Source organism: Phocaeicola vulgatus ATCC 8482, from assembly GCF_000012825.1.
Taxonomy (GTDB): Bacteria; Bacteroidota; Bacteroidia; order Bacteroidales; family Bacteroidaceae; genus Phocaeicola; species Phocaeicola vulgatus.
The window spans coordinates 4,339,440-4,355,229 of the sequence record NC_009614.1 but is presented as its reverse complement, the minus strand read 5'-3'; the positions used below and the strand labels follow the sequence as shown (position 1 = coordinate 4,355,229).

Sequence of the window (15,790 nt, the reverse complement as noted above, 5' to 3'; positions counted from 1 at the left end):
TGAAGGGCAACGGAAATAGTCACTATCGGGCGTTGGGAATACCCCAACGCCCAACTTTTAATGGATTCTCATGAAAAAACTGAAAACCGCCTTTATTTCCCTACTGTGCTTGTCTTGCATGACAATATCCAACAAGGGATCAGCTTCAAACCCGGTACTGCGTATTTCGGACGGGTGGGTGGCAGACACCATTGCGCCGGCACTGATACATTACCGATTCGCCGGATATGACTCCATCAGCCAAGCGCACCAAAATGTAGACGTTCTCGAGGTCGACCTGACCTCCCCAAGTTATGATATACAGCTTGTTTACGAAGAGCATGGGGATTCCCTATCTTCTGTAGCGGAACGCAACAATGCGGCTGCCGCCATCAACGGAACCTACGAGGCCGAAGCATCGTTCATCAAAATCGGAGGTAGACTCCTTGCCCAAAACCGTTTGGACAGCACACACATTCGATACTGGAAACACGAAGGTGCCTTCCTGTTCGATGACGACAACAAGAACATCGACATCCGATTTGCCAGCGACTCGACTTTTCTTTCACACCCCGCAGCAAACATTTTATCCGGTGCTCCCATGTTGATAGACAACAACGATCCTGTAGGGCTGAATTTTACCGGAAACGTAGAAGGAATGGACCTGAACAAGCTTGATTACGAAGACTTCAGAAGGCACCAGGGAGTGAGACACCCGCGGACAGCGGTAGCACTTACAGAGCATAAGAAACTGCTTTTGATAACCGTTGACGGAAGAAGTACCCAGGCGGCAGGAATGTCTGCAAACGAACTGACCCGATTTCTACTTACTTACTTCTGCCCCCAATCAGCCTTGAACCTGGATGGTGGAGGGTCCACTACCATGTGGATTGCCTCTTCAGAGCAGCGAGTAGGAGGGGTCGTGAACCATCCGACTGACAACAAGAAATTCGACCATGCGGGACAACGCAGAGTAACCTCGTTCATTGTCATCAAATCATCTGAAAACCATGAATAAATATCTCAGTTTCATCTTTGCTTCAGTGCTCACACTCACGGGCGTACAGCTTTCCAAAGCCAGCAATCCATCGGATTCCCTGGCCATCGTATCGGCCAAATGGGAGAGAACATCTTCACTGCAAGGCATCCAGTTGAAACAAGCTTCGATAGAAGGCCTGTTTGGAGGCAAGCAATCCATCAGCATCCTGACCATTGGAAGAGCGGAAGGCTATACAGCCTTTATTGCTACGACGGACTCGCTGACCACCACTAGCCAATTGGCTGAACAAAGCCGTTCTTCTGCAGCCATAAACGGGTCGTACTTCAGTATCAAGGAAGGCTTCTCTACCTGTTACCTCCGTAAAAATGAAGCGGTAATAGATACGACAACTACCGAAGAAAGGCATTTGCGTGTCAATGGTGCCGTACACATGGTGGATAACAATATCCGGATCATACCATGGAACGACGAAAATGAGAAGAAAGGGTTCCCGCTGGATGGGGATATACTTGCGTCCGGACCGCTCTTGATGCAGGACGGCAAGACGTGTGACTTCACGACGATAGATCGGGAATTCTCAGAGACCAGACATCCCAGAAGTGCCATTGCACTCACAAAAGAAGGTGACATAATGCTGGTAGCGGTAGATGGAAGGGCAGAAGGGCACGCAGATGGAATGTCCATTGCAGAACTTGCCTATCTTTTGCGAATTCTGAAGGCACATTGCGCACTTAATCTGGATGGAGGCGGTTCTACCACCTTATGGGTGAATGGTCAAGTGGTCAACCACCCAAGCGACAACAAGAAATTCGACAACAAAGGAGAAAGAAAAGTCCACAACATCATAGCCGTTCGAAGATTGACAAATCCATAGAGTACAACATGCTTGCTCACAGACAAATCGGGGAGTACTGCATCAATCATGCAGGAACAGTCTGAACAGGGAGGCCCTCGAATGGCTTGAAAGGACGGGGAACGGGAAGGTGCACGGGACCACCCGTCTTTTTCCCCGGGAAGAGTTTGCCGTGGAAAAAGGCTTTCTCATGCCCTATCATGGGACGCCACAACCACCGCAGGAGGAGATGAGGGAATACCATGTACGCAAGGACAATACAGTGCAGTACAGGGGGAATTATTACAGCCTGCCATGCGGAACTTACCGGAGCGGGCAGACAACCGTCTGGCTGCAGGAAACGGAAGGGAATGTGGAGCTGTACAACAAGGATACGGGGAAACTCATCTGCCGGCATGCGCTCTGTACCAGAAAGGGAAGGACCGTTTATGACGACTCCCACAGAAAACCGAGAAACGCCGGAGTGAAGATAGCCGAACGCATCCTTGTCCATGTGTCGGGCAACAGGGAGGTAGCCATGTGGATGGATAATCTGAAAAGGAGGAAGGAACGTTATTAACGTGAGTTCGAAATAAAAATAAATATATTTCACTTATAATTAGAAACATAGCGATAAAAGTATTAAATTTATAGTGCTGAATTATAACATTTAAACGATTACCACTATGTTTCCAGAGTCTAAAGTTACAGAGATTTATTGTATGGCCGATGATTTTTGCAAGGAATTTACATTGCAACAGGAAAAATATATGATTAAGGATATGAAGACCATGCATCGTAACAAACCCAACCGTATGAGTGATGCAGAGATTATGGTTATTCTAATCCTGTTTCACTCCGGTGGTTTCCGTTGTTTCAAGCATTACTACAAGGAGTATGTCTGTAAACATCTGAAACACCTTTTTCCTCGTCAGGTTTCTTATAACCGTTTTGTGGAACTGGAGAAGGAAGTATTGCTTCCCATGACCATATTCATCAAAAGAGTACTGCTGGGAACTTGTACCGGCATCAGTTTCGTTGATTCCACTCCCTTATGTGTATGTCGTAACCAAAGAATCTTGATTCATAAGACATTTGAAGGGCTTGCCGAGCGTGGAAGATGTTCTATGGGATGGTTCTTCGGATTCAAGCTGCATCTGATAATCAATGACAAGGGTGAAATCCTCAATTTCATGTTCACGCCTGGAAACGTGGATGACCGGGAACCATTGAAACAGGGTAGGTTTCTGGAAAACATCAAAGGAAAACTATGTGCAGACAAGGGATATATAGGTCAGGCTCTGTTTGAAAACCTTTTCCTTAATGGCATACAACTTGTTACTAAAGTTAAAAATAATATGAGGAACTCACTGATGAGTATTGCCGACAAGATTTTGCTAAGAAAAAGAGCCTTGATTGAAACGGTCAATGACGAACTGAAGAACATCGCACAGATTGAACACTCAAGACATCGTTCATTCAGTAACTTTATAGCCAACTCCTTGTCGGCTATCGCGGCATACTGCTTTTTTGAAAAAAAGCCCGCCATTGACGTAAAGTTTGTCAATGACGGACAACTTGCTATTTTTTGATTTTATTTCGAACTCACGTTTATTACAGGGATAATCTGGAGGTGATCCTGCGCATAATTCCCGGATATGACAAGAATACACTGATAGAGGCCATACGGATATGTCTGGACAAAGGCATCTATAACGGGGACTCGGTTAAAAGCCTGTGTGAATATGTGTGCAGGGGAAAGGAAAATGGAACAGAAATATACGGACTGGAGGATCACCTGCCCCGACAAGGCGGATTGATACAGTCTTATAACGAAATACTCAGGGATTATGACAAGACATAAGAAGGAACTCATGGAATGTGCACGTATGCTCAAGCTGGGCAATCTGACCGAACATCTGGAGGAACTGCTGCATCAGGCCCAGGAAAAGCAGCTGACCTATCCGGAGTTTCTACTCGCCTGCCTCAGGGAGGAGGTCCGGACCAGGGAGAACCGGAAATATTTGTGTCGTTTGAAAGCGGCCGGGCTTCCTGCAAGGCATGATCTGGACCGTTACGACTTTACCCGGACGGAAGGAATCGACTCCAGAAAGCTGCGCGAACTGCGCGAGCTGGTATGGGTGGGACAGGCATACAACCTGCTTCTGGCAGGCGGTTCCGGAACAGGAAAGACCTATATTGCCGCCGGACTTGTCCATGAGGCGGTGAAAGCCGGATACAGGGCATATATGGTTACGCTGGAGGACCTTCTGACCTGTCTGAAGACAAGGGATGTTTCCAGGCATGCGATGAAAACCTACAAACGGATCATGAAGGCACAGCTGCTGGCCATTGACAATGCCACACTCTTTCCCTTGAAAAGAGAAGATATCATGTTGCTGTTCAAACTGGTGAATGAGTTTCAGGAAAAGACATCGCTTATCGTTACAGCCAACTACTCCCTTACAGAGTGGCTGGCAATACCGGGAGAGGAAGCTGTCGCAGCGGCATTGCTTGACAGACTGCTCTACTGTTGTGAGATTATACAACTGTCAAGAAACAGCTATCGGATGGAAAACAGGAAAACAATTTTTAGCAATCGGAGTGAAGATACAGACACTTTAAAAGAGTTAACAACTGTAAAGTAATATCCTGCTAAAAGTGGGATATATTAAATTACATAAAAATGAGGTGTGTAAATTTGCAAGGTACATGTGTGCCCCACTGGTATGATCCCTGTCTTTTATAATTTAAAGTTAAGCAAGAGAGGAAAGTAAATAGGGTTTAGTTTATGCATAGTAAATGTAAGATTTACTTGCAACAGGTAAAAAGATTTTTAAGGTTAACAATGTATGCGGCATGCTAAAAAGTGATTATTATGTTGGAAGTTGTTCTATATAAGTATTTACTTTTTGTCGTTCAAAAGATATGACTTCAATATAGTAAACATACACTTTTTAGTTTGCCCTTATTTTTCGAATAAGATGAGTGAGTCATAAACATCAGTTACATATTATGAATACTTTCGGCTCTATCACGTATGAATTTTTTAACAATAAAAAGAACTATCATTTTGATTTAACAGGAGCTTTTAGTAACATTATTGAAGAAAGTGAAGCAATAGAATATGATGATGACGACGATGAGGATGAATTCGATGATGATGACGATGACTAACATCTCATTAATCCATAGCTTTTAAGTTTATTAAAGAAACAGGTCAGGACGCTATATCCTGACCTGTTTTTGATGTTAGTTAAGTCCTAATAGTTAGTTTGCTTTATTTGCTCTCAGCATTAGCTATTGATGCACGTACTCTGCTTAATGTTTCCAATGTCATCTGAAGATATGAAGCAATCATTGTCAAAGGTGCTCTTCTAGTTATTTCAGGAAAATGTTGCTGTAATCTAGCGTATCTGTCATTTGCTGATTCGAAACGTAAAATGTCAGCCTTTAATTGTGATAACATTAAGGAATTTTCAAAAAAACTCCGATATAGATAAGCTATATCACCATTAGCATCAGAAAGTTCTTCCATTATATCACGCGGAATTTCCCATAAAACACTGTTTTCTACAGCATCCATCATAAGATGTGTTGGCTCTCGGTTAAAATAGCTGTCAATACACCAGACAACATCTTTTTCACATGCTAAATGTTCTATCACATCCTTATCATGCTTTAGGTAGTGCTGTCTAATAAATCCCTTTTCTATATAAAATAGGCAATTACAGATATCACCTTCATTTAGAATTATATCACCTTTTTGATATTTCTTAGGCTGAATAATATCTGCAAAAAGGCGAATATTCTCCAACTTAAGTTTGCGATTAGGGCATGTTTCAGCTATAATCTGTTTTGCAATGTCAAATTGAATACTCATAGGCTAAAGTTATTTATATCCAACATTTTGTTTCAATTTTGGGTTCAAGTCTATACTTTTTTGTGGAATAGGAAAAACTGTGGTATACCCATTTTTCTCATCAGCCAGTTGGATTCGCTGATCGTATGATTTGTGATAAACTCCAAAACGCACCATATCTTGTCGTCGCCAGCCTTCCCATACTAACTCCAACAAACGCTCTTTCAATATGTTCTCAAGCGTAGCTTCTCGATATGGCATACCAACACGACCTCGGACTTCGTTCAACTCCAACGAGCCATCCTCACCATTACGTACCTTTGCCTCGGACTTCATCAGGAGAGCATCGGCATAGCGGAATAGCACGATGTCGTTATCCGGTTGTCTACCGTCGGAATGTGAGGTCCTATCAACCTCATATTTTGCCATACGAGCACCAGCTGTCTTGACATAGGAGCTTCCCGTAAGATTCAACTTTAGCTCCAATGGGAAATACTCCAACTGCTGTCCATTGTCCATCATTACAGGCTTTCCATCAACCTCTACGATGCCGGCATAGAAGTTCTTTTCAAAGCGAGCATCTACATCATCTGTGCCGTATCCGTTGGCTAAGACTGTTGAGATATTGGCACTGGTACCATTTTCCGATGAGCCCCCCAACGCACCGCCATGGTTGTAGTGTCGTGATCGGAAGAGATACCAGAACTGCGCAGCATAGAGGTTCTTATCCAACGGAATGGTGAATATGTTTTCGTTGGAGTTCTCGTTATGCACAGAGAAATTATAGCTATAATCGTCCTCCAACCGATAACCTACCTCGGCAAGTTTATTGCAATATTTGATACAGGTCTGCCAAGCGTTGAGTTTCTCACCATCGACGGTGAAAAATATCTCTTTACCGTTCCGTGGAACGCCATCAGTCCAATTATCATCACAATATATCTCGGCATTAAGAGCCAACTTAGCCAAAAGGAAATTAGCTACAGGTGTTGTTATACGACCATAGTAGTTACCCATCTTATTACTACGCTCATTTGGCAACAACTCGGCAACCTCCTGCAACTCATTCACGATAAAACGGAAAACCTCGCTACGCTCGCTCTGCACAACTTCATCCTGCGGTTGTTCATAGGATGTTACGATGGGCACTCTGCCATACATATCCATAATGTAGTAGTAGAAAAGTGCTCTCAGAGCTCGCACCTCAGCTTCGTAGGCCACTCTCTGCTCCTCAGATAGGTTATGGCTATACTTATCGATGATATGCAGAGATTTGTTCGATAACACAACAACCTTGTAGAGGTATTTCCAAGTATTGTAGAGTGGTAAATCATTAGGACTCCACTTATGCTGATACATATTCGTCCACAAACCTCCATCGTACCAGTCGCCACCACGAATAGGTATCATGGCTTCGTCTGTAGTAAGTGTGTTATAGTCATAAATCCCACGACAGGTCCCCTGTAAACCCTCACTGTCTGCACTGCCACCAATGTAATTGTAGAGCACAGCCACTGCATTAATATATATGTTGTTGGCATTGTTGTAAATGTCTTCTTCATAAAGTTGATCTCTAGGGTCTTCAGTAAGACAAGAGGTCATCATCGTTGCCAAAGCAACCATCAATATGTTTATATATCTTTTCATAACTGTAAGCGGTTAGAATTGAATACTAAGACCTAACGAATAGGTACGATATAAAGGATAGGTGCGTTTGTCGTCAATGCCCAAAGTGTTGCTTACTACATAACTGTTTATCATTGGAGTAAGACCGCTATAGCCTGTGATTGTTGCAAGGTTGCTAATGCCTGCCGAAAGACGCAATGACTTCACAGCCTTGGATTTCATTGGAATATTGTAGCCTATGGTAATATGTTCAATATTTACATAGTCACCTTTTTCCAACCAATAGTCTGAAACATTCTGATCAATAATATTTTTTTCAGGAGCACCCTTCAATACATTGTAGTCAGGGAATATAGACATATTGGTATAAGCCAAGCCCGTGCCATTGAATATCTTATGACCGAAAGCACCATTTATCTGCATGGCAATATCAAAGGACTTGTAACGGAAACTGATGTTTGATCCAATAGTTACCTTGGGGGTTGCCTGACCTGCTATATACCTGTCTCCGCCATCGCTAAAATCAATCTCGCCATCATCATTCAAATCTTCAATATCGTAACTGTAGCCACCAAGTTCATTTTCTTTAAGCCCTTTGCAGTGAGGTAGATAGAATACCCCCAATGGCTGACCTACAATCTGATATACTACATTATTGTCTCCACCGTTCTGACCTGCACCATAAAGCGAGCCAATCGGAGTAATATCTGAAGCTGTCATATGCATACCATTATACTCTCCACTAAGCGAAAGTAACTTATTCTTCTGGTAGGACATATTGAAGTTGATATTCATCTCCATATCCTTTCGTTGAATGGGAACTACCGAGATTCCTAGTTCGACACCCTGGTTAGACATCGAGCCGATATTTGCCATCAGTTTATCGAACGCAAAGGTCGGAACGGGAACATCATACTCATAGAGCATATCCGTTGTCTTTGAGTAATATAATTCCGAGGTAAGCATCAACCGATTATCCCATATACCTAAGTCAAAACCGATATTAAATGTTGAACGAGTCTCCCACTTAAGGTCCGGATTCGTGTTGCGTATACTTCCCATTGTTACGGTAGGTGCACCGTTGATGGATACGATACCATTCTCCTTTACGGTATTAAGTGTTGTATAGGATGTTATACCTCCAAGATTTCCTGACCGACCATATCCGGTTCTTAGTTTCAACATTGTTATAAAGTCAGTATCAGAGAGGAAGCCTTCTTTTTTTACATCCCAACCCAGTGATACTGATGGGAAGAATCCGAAAGTATTGTTATCGCTTACCATTGAAGAGCCATCTCCACGGAGTGCTGCCGCAATAGAATATCTATCCTTGTAACTATATGTGACACTACCCATTATTGAAGCAAGTGACGGGTCTTCATAGCTACTGCTCGTACCACCGAAAGGACGCGATGATGTTGCTCCGATGTTATTATAGGAGAAATCATTTGTTGTTATTCCTTTTGCCTGCACCCATAAACCAGTCCTTACCTGTTTAAGATATTCTGCGCCAACAACAGCATCAAGGTGTGAGTCTCCCCAAGCATTGTTATATGAGAGGGACACATTTGTAAAGTAGTCTTCACCCTTGAACTCTCCACGATAAACATTGCCTTGCGCCCACACCCATGTAGGACAAAATTGAGCATTTCCCGTAGATGAATATGAATAAGAGCCGAAAGCCGACAATATCAAATTGTCAAGGATATTAAATTTCAGCCCCAAATGTGTATTGAAATTCCGTTCTTCGGAGTCATTTTTCTCATAGAGGAGTGCTCCGGGGTGGTTGATGTGTGATGCAGCCGAGTTCTTCACCCAGTTGCCATTAACATCAGTTCCTGCTGGATATGTAGGATTCTGTGCAGCTGCCGAGTAAAACAGCATTCGTGTATCGAAAATGTCGTGTATCTTTGACGAGTAGCCATATACACCAAAATCGCCAACTAAGCGACCATCGAAAGCCTTTTGTGTAGCATCAAGTTTTACCACTAAATTTCGGTAATCGTTAACTTTGACAATTGTATTATGATCCATAAAACCGAACGATGCTCGATAGTTTGAGTTTTCCGAACCACCGCTAAAAGCCAAGTGATGCTGATGTATCAAGCCCGTACGAGTAATTACATCGTGAAAATTGGTGTTGTAGCCACCATTATTGTAATCTAATCCAAGTGCCTCTGCTGTAGCTATATACTCCGGGCCGTTGAGCATTTGCAGATGTTTATACATTGACTCGAATCCGTAGTTGCCATCATATGATATTTCGAAACCTCGCCCCGTTCCTTTCTTGGTCTTAATCTCAATTACACCTGAAGCACCACGGGAACCGTACATTGCCGTTTCGGTAGCATTCTTCAAAATAGTGAAACTCTCGATGTCTGCGGGATATATGGTAGATAGCGTAGCGATGTCAGATGTCACTCCGTCAATAATTACTAACGGGTCATTGCCACCCATAATGGATGTGGTACCACGCACACGGATACTATTCAGCATAGCGAGCCTGTCAGTCCCATTAGTGGTGACGTTCACACCGGCAGACTGACCACTCAATACATCCAAAGCATTATTCAATGGTCCCTTCTTGATATTCTCGGGCCTGATATGCTCTAATGATTTAGTCGCCGAAATGGTATCTTGTTTCTCTCTGATATTCTGTACTTGTGCATCAATTTTTTGAGCACTACAGATGAAGAACATTATGACAAGACAAAGACTGACTCTTCCCATCTTGATTCGTTAAATCTCTGTAGATTCCCCAGACCAGACAGTTAATAAATCTGGCTCAGCGGAAATTTCTGGTTGGTAAGTTTTAAAATTAGCTATCTTTGCTTACCTTTGTTTTATGAAACCCGAACGACTCCTTCGTGCCATCCTTCCGGATGTGCTTATAGACAACTTTGATATTGTCAATTTCGACAAGAGTGCTGACCGTTTTGATATTTATCTTGATGAAAAAAAAGTTCAGCTAAAAGAAGATAAGACCAACCCGGATATCATATCCTATGGTTTTGGTGAGTACCGTACAATCCAAGACTACCCTATTCGTGGTCGCGCCACTTATCTCCATGTCCGTAAACGTAAATGGCTTGACAAGTCTTCCAATGAAATCTTCAGCTATGACTGGGATTTATCCGAATTTGACGGTACACGGCTCAATTCTGAGTTCGTTTCTTTTTTAAAAGAAGGAGATTGAATCTACTCCTGTGAGCATCTGTGTGCTTGCGGAACGTTATGGCGTAAAAGGACAGACTCTTCGTAAACAATACAAGGAGAAAATCAGTGATTACCGGAACTGGGACCAACTCGAACATGCGCATGACTACCTCCTTTATCCTGAAAACATTGGAGAAAACCTTTCTTTGGATGAAACTTGCCTGAGCAATGGAGATGTTTATACGATTCTGACCAATAAAGCAGCCAAAGGCCGTAAGGGGGCTTTAGTTGCAATGGTTCGTGGAGTGGCCACAGATGCGGTAAGCGGAATCTTGCGCAGGCTTCCGCACCGGAAACGGCTGTCTGTCAAGACTGTCACTACAGATTTATCTTCAGCCATGATGCTGACGGTCAGAAAGGTGTTTCCTGCCGCAAAGCTGATCAATGACCGTTTTCATGTACAGCAGCTCATGTCTGAAGCTGTTGACCGGTTAAGAATACGCTATCGGTGGAAAGTACTTGATGCGGAAAATCAGGCTATCAGGGAGCACCGTCAAAAGAAGAAAGAAGCAAAGAGTAAGGCGGAAAGGGAGAGAATAGGGAAATGGGAGCCTGAAAGAATGGAGAACGGAGAAACCCTGCCACAGATAGTAAGCAGAAGCAAGCATATTATACTGAAACACTGGAGCAAATGGAATGAACAGCAAAAGACCAGGGCTGCCATTCTCTTTGATAAATTCCCCAAGCTTCTGGAAGGATACAGCCTTAGCATGAAACTGACAGACATCTTCAACAAGAAGTCAGGTCCCGATGAAGCAAGGCTAAATCTCGCAAGATGGTACAATGAAGTGGAAAAGTTTGACTATATGGAGTTCAACAAGGTACTTGATACCTTTTCAAACCATAGTACGACCATCATAAATTATTTTGAAGAACGATTGACAAATGCTTCAGCGGAGTCGTTCAATGCTAAAATCAAAGCTTTTCGAAGCCAGTTAAGAGGGGTGGCTGATCTGAAATTCTTCATGTTCAGACTGGCTAGGCTATACGCTTAAAAGAAAGCTTACCAACCAGGAAAATCCGCTGACCCATAAATCTTATACGCAATGTATTATAAAGAGGGGGATTGGGAATCTGTACTATTTCCCTGCCTGTCCGTCCGCTTAGCCATTGTATATTTTTTTTCTGTTATTTCATATCAGTGATGCTGATAATCCAGGCAAGAACAGAGTAAACATCTACCTCTTTTATACATAAATCCTTTCCAAGGACTTTATAAGCGCAACCATTAACTACATTACATTACAAAGGTAACAATAATTTGTCATTTGAAGAAATTTAGAAAAAAGAAAAAGTCATTATGCGTGATATTTTTTATTTAATTACGACATTTATCAAATACAAAAAATCATAGAAGGACAAAAATCTTTAAATGATTTGATTATAAACAAACTTTAAATAGTTAAATTGCAATAATACTATACCATGGTTGTTCTTTACCTTAATGTAATACTACTGTTATATATCTGGTCATTTATCTCCTTTTGTCGGATGCAAAGGTTGCCAAACCTCTTTTAGAAAACGAAAAGTTCAAGCGGTAAACCATTTGGAGCAGTTTCGTCCTCCGTTGGAGAGTAAACAGCTCCAAAACCTTTTCTTATTCATCGGCTTGGCTGAAAACTGCATCCGGCAACGGAGATAAACGACTGACGAAATAATAGCATAAAACAGCATAGCCCCCCCTTAATAAGGCAATTTTATCAATGCTGTTTTCATTCTTTTCAGAGGACTATTATTTTCGACAGAGAGAAATTTGGCAAGCGGCAGATTTCACTCCCTCAAAAATAATAGATTTGAATTGCTGTCCTCTTGCCTTTATTGGAAATTGTAGTACCTTTGTAGTGGCTTGTGCGAACGAGCCAAGCAATGTGGAAAGATGGGAACATCGAACCATCAATAAAGTACCGAAAAGAGGGAAAATACCCTCTACCACCGCTCTTTGAGTGTTAATAAATAATAAAAAGGTTAAATCTTCACCTTTTAGAATGTACCCCTAAAGGTTATGCCTGTAGACGGCTCGAAGGCTCGCCACAAGTCCACGCAGCAGTATTATCGGGATATACAGAAACTCTCCGACGACCTCAAAGCGGAAGTGGTGGATTTGCAACAGCAGAAAGAAACGGCACGGGAGGAACTAAGACGGGCGAAAAAAGAAATACAGACCGAGAAGCTGAAAGGGGCGGCAACCGTCGCAGCCGCCAACATCGCCGAGAGTGTCGGTTCTCTTTTCGGCAGCAACAAGGTCAAGACATTGGAAAGGGAGAACACCGCCCTGCAAAACCGCATCATTGAACTTGAAGAAGAAGCCCGACAACGGGAACGACAACAAGCCAAACAGATGCAGGAAATGAAAAGCACATATGAGCAACAGAATGGTAAGCTGTCCGAGTTCGTGAATTTTGTCAAATGCTATTTCCCATACGTGGAAAAGCTGATACCGACAATAAATTTCCTGCGTGACCGCTTGGGTTTCGATGACGGTATTATCCGAAGACTATGCACTTTCAAGGATGTTGCCATTAAAGGTAAACTCTACTCTTCGGAGTTCAACCAAAGTTTTGAAACCAAGCGTTCTATCTGCGCCATCAAGGAGAATGAAAACGGAAAATTCGATTTCAATATTGACGGAGTTCCACACGTGAGTTGGTTCAGAAAAAAGATGAGCGAGTTTTGAGAAGCTATTGGAATACCGAAGCCAAGGCAAAATAGGGGTATAAAACTATAGTTCAAAGAAAACAGCCGAATAATCTACCTATATTGAATGGATTATCACGTTTTTTTGTATTTTTGCAGTTGGATTGAGATAACTCGTTCCAAGACATATTGCTCGATAGCTTCACAATCACCACTACAAGTAAAGAGCAACAACTAATATTGGGACTGCCCCGAATATGGGCGCAGACTTCCCATATTTAGTTGTGGTTTGTGGTGAACCGTGAAGCGTATGGCGAATGTCTGCGCTTTTTATCATTAAAAAAATAATAGATATGACTAAAATCACTAACACTTATGTTTTAGACAAGGCAAAAATGTCTGTATTGCTGTTAATTATGTTGTTTACGTGTCCTTTGGCTTTTGCTCAAAGTGAACCAGAAACAGCAAAGCCTTTAACTGATATGGAAGTTGTACATAAAGTAGCATTTCTTGATATTGAAGGGAAATATTATGAAGATGTTACGATGTCTTTCAAGTCAATAACTCCTGACTATTTTATATCAGATAAATATAAAGTCAAAGTAAAAGTCGTTGATAAAAATGGAAAATCTATATATAAAAAGACTTTGAAAAATGTTTTTCTATATGTGTTTTCAAATGGTCAAATACAAGTGGGGAAAAAGAATTTTGACCAAATAGTCGTGTCAAAATCAAAATCGACAGATGAAAACATTGGCATAATTAGGGAAAAAGAAGGAGTTTATTAGTCGGTACTTATAAAATGAAACATTCACACACTTATCAACATTTTGCACTTAACACCGATAATTGCATCGTTGATATAAAGGATGTATATTATTCAAACGAACGATATTTTTGTCCTTATTGTCACAGTGAGATGATAGCTAAACGTGGAAATATCCGCCAATGGCATTTTGCGCATAAGGCTGACAAATGTTCTTACGACAAATATCTACATTCCATTGCTGAGATAATGATAATGAATTGGTTTAATCAGAAAGAGCATATCATATTATCTATGGATAGTTATGAAAAGTGCGACAAGTATGATAATTGTGTTTTCTATGACAAGATAAACTGTAAGAGGGTAAAGAAAGTGCAATTTGATTTAAAGACTTATTATTCAAAATGCATCCAAGAACATAGGTGTAGAGACTTTATAGCCGATTTGTATTGCGAAAACAAGACTAATCCTAATTTGCCTATTTTCATTGAAGTATTTGTAACACATGAATGCAGTCAAGAAAAGAAAAAATCGGGCATTCGTATTATTGAACTTAGTATTCAGTCAGAAGAAGATATTTTGGATATTGTAAATTCCACAAATTTAAATGAATGTGAAAAAGTTAAGTTGCACAACTTTAAACGTAAGGAAGTTTTAGCAGAGGACTTTGCGCAACCTTTTCAAAAATATATCTTACATCATACTTTGAAAAGCTATGTTGAACGAGATACGTTTACTTGTAGGAATTACAATCACCACAGAAAGGGAATCTATGAAATAAGTATGCCATATGATGATTGCATACCATATTTTATCAATAGTGGTGGTTTATATACAATTGGAAAAGTTAAAGCGTATCTTGATGGGTATTTAAAGAAAGATTGCCAATTATGTAAATGGCAAGCAGAAGATATGAGTGGAAGCAAGTTCTGCAAATTGTATAAAAAATGTGGTAATCCAAAATATTGCAATGATAATGATGTTTCAAAATGTTCAATGTTTAGAGAGAATACACTAATGATAAATGATGCCATCTCTGATTTTAATGAATATCAAAAAAATGATTCAGTGGACATTTGGAATATAGATACCCCATATTAATCAAGGGATAATTACCATCCCATTCAGAAAAACACGCTTGATGTTTTTCGTTTTTGGAAAAACATATTATATTTGCAGATGAAAGAGTTATTTGACAGCATAGCAACGTAAAACACTGAAATTCGCACAGTTGCTAAATCGTTACTTCTATTTCTCAAATAATTCGCTAAAAGTTTATTTCTCAATCGGTTAAGTCAAACCGAGAAAAATCTAAAATAGATTTTCACAATGTACTGGCAGTTATGAACGGCAACATAAAAATTAAAAAGAGCAACTGTTCATCTCGGACAGTTGCTCCTGTAAAAACGGTTCAATATTAGTAAAAAACGACAATCTTTATGAATGAAATTATTTATAAAGACCCTGTATCTTTTGATAAGAACTGTTCTCTTCTTATGAGGGCAAATTCAGTTCTTTATCAAGAAAGACGCAAAATATATTATTTCAGTATTTCACCTTTCTCATTGAAGAACACCGTACTTTCAGCTCCCTCCTTGTCTGTCAGAACAACCTGATAGGTCTTGCTGCCATCCTCTGCCGCTTCCACCGCCGCTTCCTTGACGGTTGATTCCGCAAAATTTTTGGCGATTGCTTCCGTTACCGCTGCCGGAAGGTCTTTCACTTCAATAGGGGTGAAGTCATTTACTGCCATGACTGTTTCAACACCTGAGGTCAAATTTTCGGCAAATGCCACTGTTGTTCCTAATCCCATTACCAATGCTACTGCAACAAAAAATTTTTTCATAATCTTATATTTTTAATGGTTATTGTTTT

General features: G+C 41.1%; 13 protein-coding genes and 3 pseudogenes. 12 read left to right on the top strand and 4 right to left on the bottom strand.

Annotated elements, in window-relative coordinates:
* Window positions 1-70 precede the first annotated feature (70 nt).
* The 7 genes and pseudogenes from BVU_RS17590 to BVU_RS22575 all read left to right on the top strand — a co-directional run bounded on the left by BVU_RS17590 (window position 71) and on the right by BVU_RS22575 (window position 4,988).
* A complete protein-coding gene (locus BVU_RS17590) occupies window positions 71-997 on the top strand; it encodes a phosphodiester glycosidase family protein (protein WP_012055748.1) in 927 nt (308 codons plus the stop codon).
* Window positions 990-1,853, top strand: coding sequence for a phosphodiester glycosidase family protein (locus tag BVU_RS17585; RefSeq protein WP_005842472.1), 864 nt, complete (start codon window positions 990-992; stop codon window positions 1,851-1,853). Before BVU_RS17590 ends, BVU_RS17585 begins: the two co-directional genes overlap by 8 nt.
* Before the next feature lie 61 nt (window positions 1,854-1,914).
* Window positions 1,915-2,388 (top strand): annotated as a pseudogene (locus BVU_RS17580) (Mu transposase domain-containing protein); the annotation flags it as partial.
* Window positions 2,389-2,497: 109 nt separating this feature from the next.
* The gene (locus BVU_RS17575; protein ID WP_016270147.1) at window positions 2,498-3,403 is read left to right on the top strand and encodes an IS982 family transposase; all 906 of its coding nucleotides are present in this window, start codon (window positions 2,498-2,500) and stop codon (window positions 3,401-3,403) included.
* Window positions 3,404-3,411: 8 nt separating this feature from the next.
* Window positions 3,412-3,675 (top strand): annotated as a pseudogene (locus tag BVU_RS17570) (IS21 family transposase); the annotation flags it as partial.
* Entirely contained in the window at window positions 3,662-4,459 is a 798-nt protein-coding gene (gene istB / locus BVU_RS17565) for an IS21-like element helper ATPase IstB (protein WP_012055745.1), read from the top strand. The pseudogene BVU_RS17570 and the gene istB, both read left to right, overlap by 14 nt.
* Window positions 4,460-4,826: 367 nt before the next feature.
* The gene (locus tag BVU_RS22575; protein WP_005835698.1) at window positions 4,827-4,988 is read left to right on the top strand and encodes a hypothetical protein; all 162 of its coding nucleotides are present in this window, start codon (window positions 4,827-4,829) and stop codon (window positions 4,986-4,988) included.
* 103 nt (window positions 4,989-5,091) lie between these two features.
* Here BVU_RS22575 and BVU_RS17555 read toward each other — a convergent pair whose 3' ends face one another.
* From BVU_RS17555 to BVU_RS17545, 3 genes are read right to left on the bottom strand one after another with little or no spacing between them, the layout of a single operon-like run.
* Complete coding sequence (locus BVU_RS17555; RefSeq protein WP_005835699.1) at window positions 5,092-5,694, bottom strand: Crp/Fnr family transcriptional regulator; 603 nt, start codon at window positions 5,692-5,694, stop codon at window positions 5,092-5,094.
* 9 nt (window positions 5,695-5,703) lie between these two features.
* Window positions 5,704-7,320, bottom strand: a complete 1,617-nt coding sequence (locus BVU_RS17550) for a RagB/SusD family nutrient uptake outer membrane protein (protein WP_012055744.1) — start codon at window positions 7,318-7,320, stop codon at window positions 5,704-5,706.
* A gap of 12 nt (window positions 7,321-7,332) precedes the next feature.
* Window positions 7,333-10,029 (bottom strand): SusC/RagA family TonB-linked outer membrane protein, encoded by a 2,697-nt coding sequence (locus BVU_RS17545; RefSeq protein ID WP_005835700.1) that lies wholly within the window; start codon window positions 10,027-10,029, stop codon window positions 7,333-7,335.
* 115 nt (window positions 10,030-10,144) lie between these two features.
* Between BVU_RS17545 and BVU_RS17540 the strand changes: the two genes are divergently transcribed.
* The 5 genes and pseudogenes from BVU_RS17540 (at window position 10,145) to BVU_RS17520 (ending at window position 15,016) form a co-directional block, all read left to right on the top strand.
* Window positions 10,145-10,495 carry an ISAon1 family transposase N-terminal region protein gene (locus BVU_RS17540; protein WP_005645980.1) on the top strand — a complete coding sequence of 117 codons (351 nt, stop codon included), beginning with the start codon at window positions 10,145-10,147 and terminating at the stop codon, window positions 10,493-10,495.
* Between the two features lie 10 nt (window positions 10,496-10,505).
* Complete coding sequence (locus BVU_RS17535; protein ID WP_011964719.1) at window positions 10,506-11,510, top strand: ISAon1 family transposase; 1,005 nt, start codon at window positions 10,506-10,508, stop codon at window positions 11,508-11,510.
* Between the two features lie 1,013 nt (window positions 11,511-12,523).
* A pseudogene (locus BVU_RS17530) lies at window positions 12,524-13,189 on the top strand (mobilization protein); the annotation flags it as partial.
* 313 nt (window positions 13,190-13,502) lie between these two features.
* Complete coding sequence (locus BVU_RS17525; protein ID WP_012055742.1) at window positions 13,503-13,937, top strand: hypothetical protein; 435 nt, start codon at window positions 13,503-13,505, stop codon at window positions 13,935-13,937.
* A gap of 14 nt (window positions 13,938-13,951) precedes the next feature.
* On the top strand, window positions 13,952-15,016 hold the full coding sequence (locus BVU_RS17520) for a competence protein CoiA family protein (RefSeq protein WP_012055741.1): 1,065 nt from the start codon (window positions 13,952-13,954) through the stop codon (window positions 15,014-15,016).
* Between the two features lie 439 nt (window positions 15,017-15,455).
* On the opposite strand, the gene BVU_RS17515 is transcribed toward BVU_RS17520, so the two are convergent.
* Window positions 15,456-15,761, bottom strand: coding sequence for a hypothetical protein (locus tag BVU_RS17515; RefSeq protein ID WP_005841735.1), 306 nt, complete (start codon window positions 15,759-15,761; stop codon window positions 15,456-15,458).
* Between the last annotated feature and the right edge of the window lie 29 nt (window positions 15,762-15,790).

What these genes read in the sequence shown, in the direction of transcription:
- BVU_RS22575 (WP_005835698.1), top strand. Translation starts at nt 4,827, where the DNA reads ATGAATACTTTCGGCTCTATCACGTATGAATTTTTTAACAATAAAAAG.
- BVU_RS17540 (WP_005645980.1), top strand. Translation starts at nt 10,145, where the DNA reads ATGAAACCCGAACGACTCCTTCGTGCCATCCTTCCGGATGTGCTTATA.
- BVU_RS17525 (WP_012055742.1), top strand. Translation starts at nt 13,503, where the DNA reads ATGACTAAAATCACTAACACTTATGTTTTAGACAAGGCAAAAATGTCT.
- istB (WP_012055745.1), top strand. Translation starts at nt 3,662, where the DNA reads ATGACAAGACATAAGAAGGAACTCATGGAATGTGCACGTATGCTCAAG.
- BVU_RS17590 (WP_012055748.1), top strand. Translation starts at nt 71, where the DNA reads ATGAAAAAACTGAAAACCGCCTTTATTTCCCTACTGTGCTTGTCTTGC.
- BVU_RS17585 (WP_005842472.1), top strand. Translation starts at nt 990, where the DNA reads ATGAATAAATATCTCAGTTTCATCTTTGCTTCAGTGCTCACACTCACG.
- BVU_RS17545 (WP_005835700.1), bottom strand. Translation starts at nt 10,029, where the DNA reads ATGGGAAGAGTCAGTCTTTGTCTTGTCATAATGTTCTTCATCTGTAGT.
- BVU_RS17520 (WP_012055741.1), top strand. Translation starts at nt 13,952, where the DNA reads ATGAAACATTCACACACTTATCAACATTTTGCACTTAACACCGATAAT.
- BVU_RS17550 (WP_012055744.1), bottom strand. Translation starts at nt 7,320, where the DNA reads ATGAAAAGATATATAAACATATTGATGGTTGCTTTGGCAACGATGATG.
- BVU_RS17555 (WP_005835699.1), bottom strand. Translation starts at nt 5,694, where the DNA reads ATGAGTATTCAATTTGACATTGCAAAACAGATTATAGCTGAAACATGC.
- BVU_RS17575 (WP_016270147.1), top strand. Translation starts at nt 2,498, where the DNA reads ATGTTTCCAGAGTCTAAAGTTACAGAGATTTATTGTATGGCCGATGAT.
- BVU_RS17515 (WP_005841735.1), bottom strand. Translation starts at nt 15,761, where the DNA reads ATGAAAAAATTTTTTGTTGCAGTAGCATTGGTAATGGGATTAGGAACA.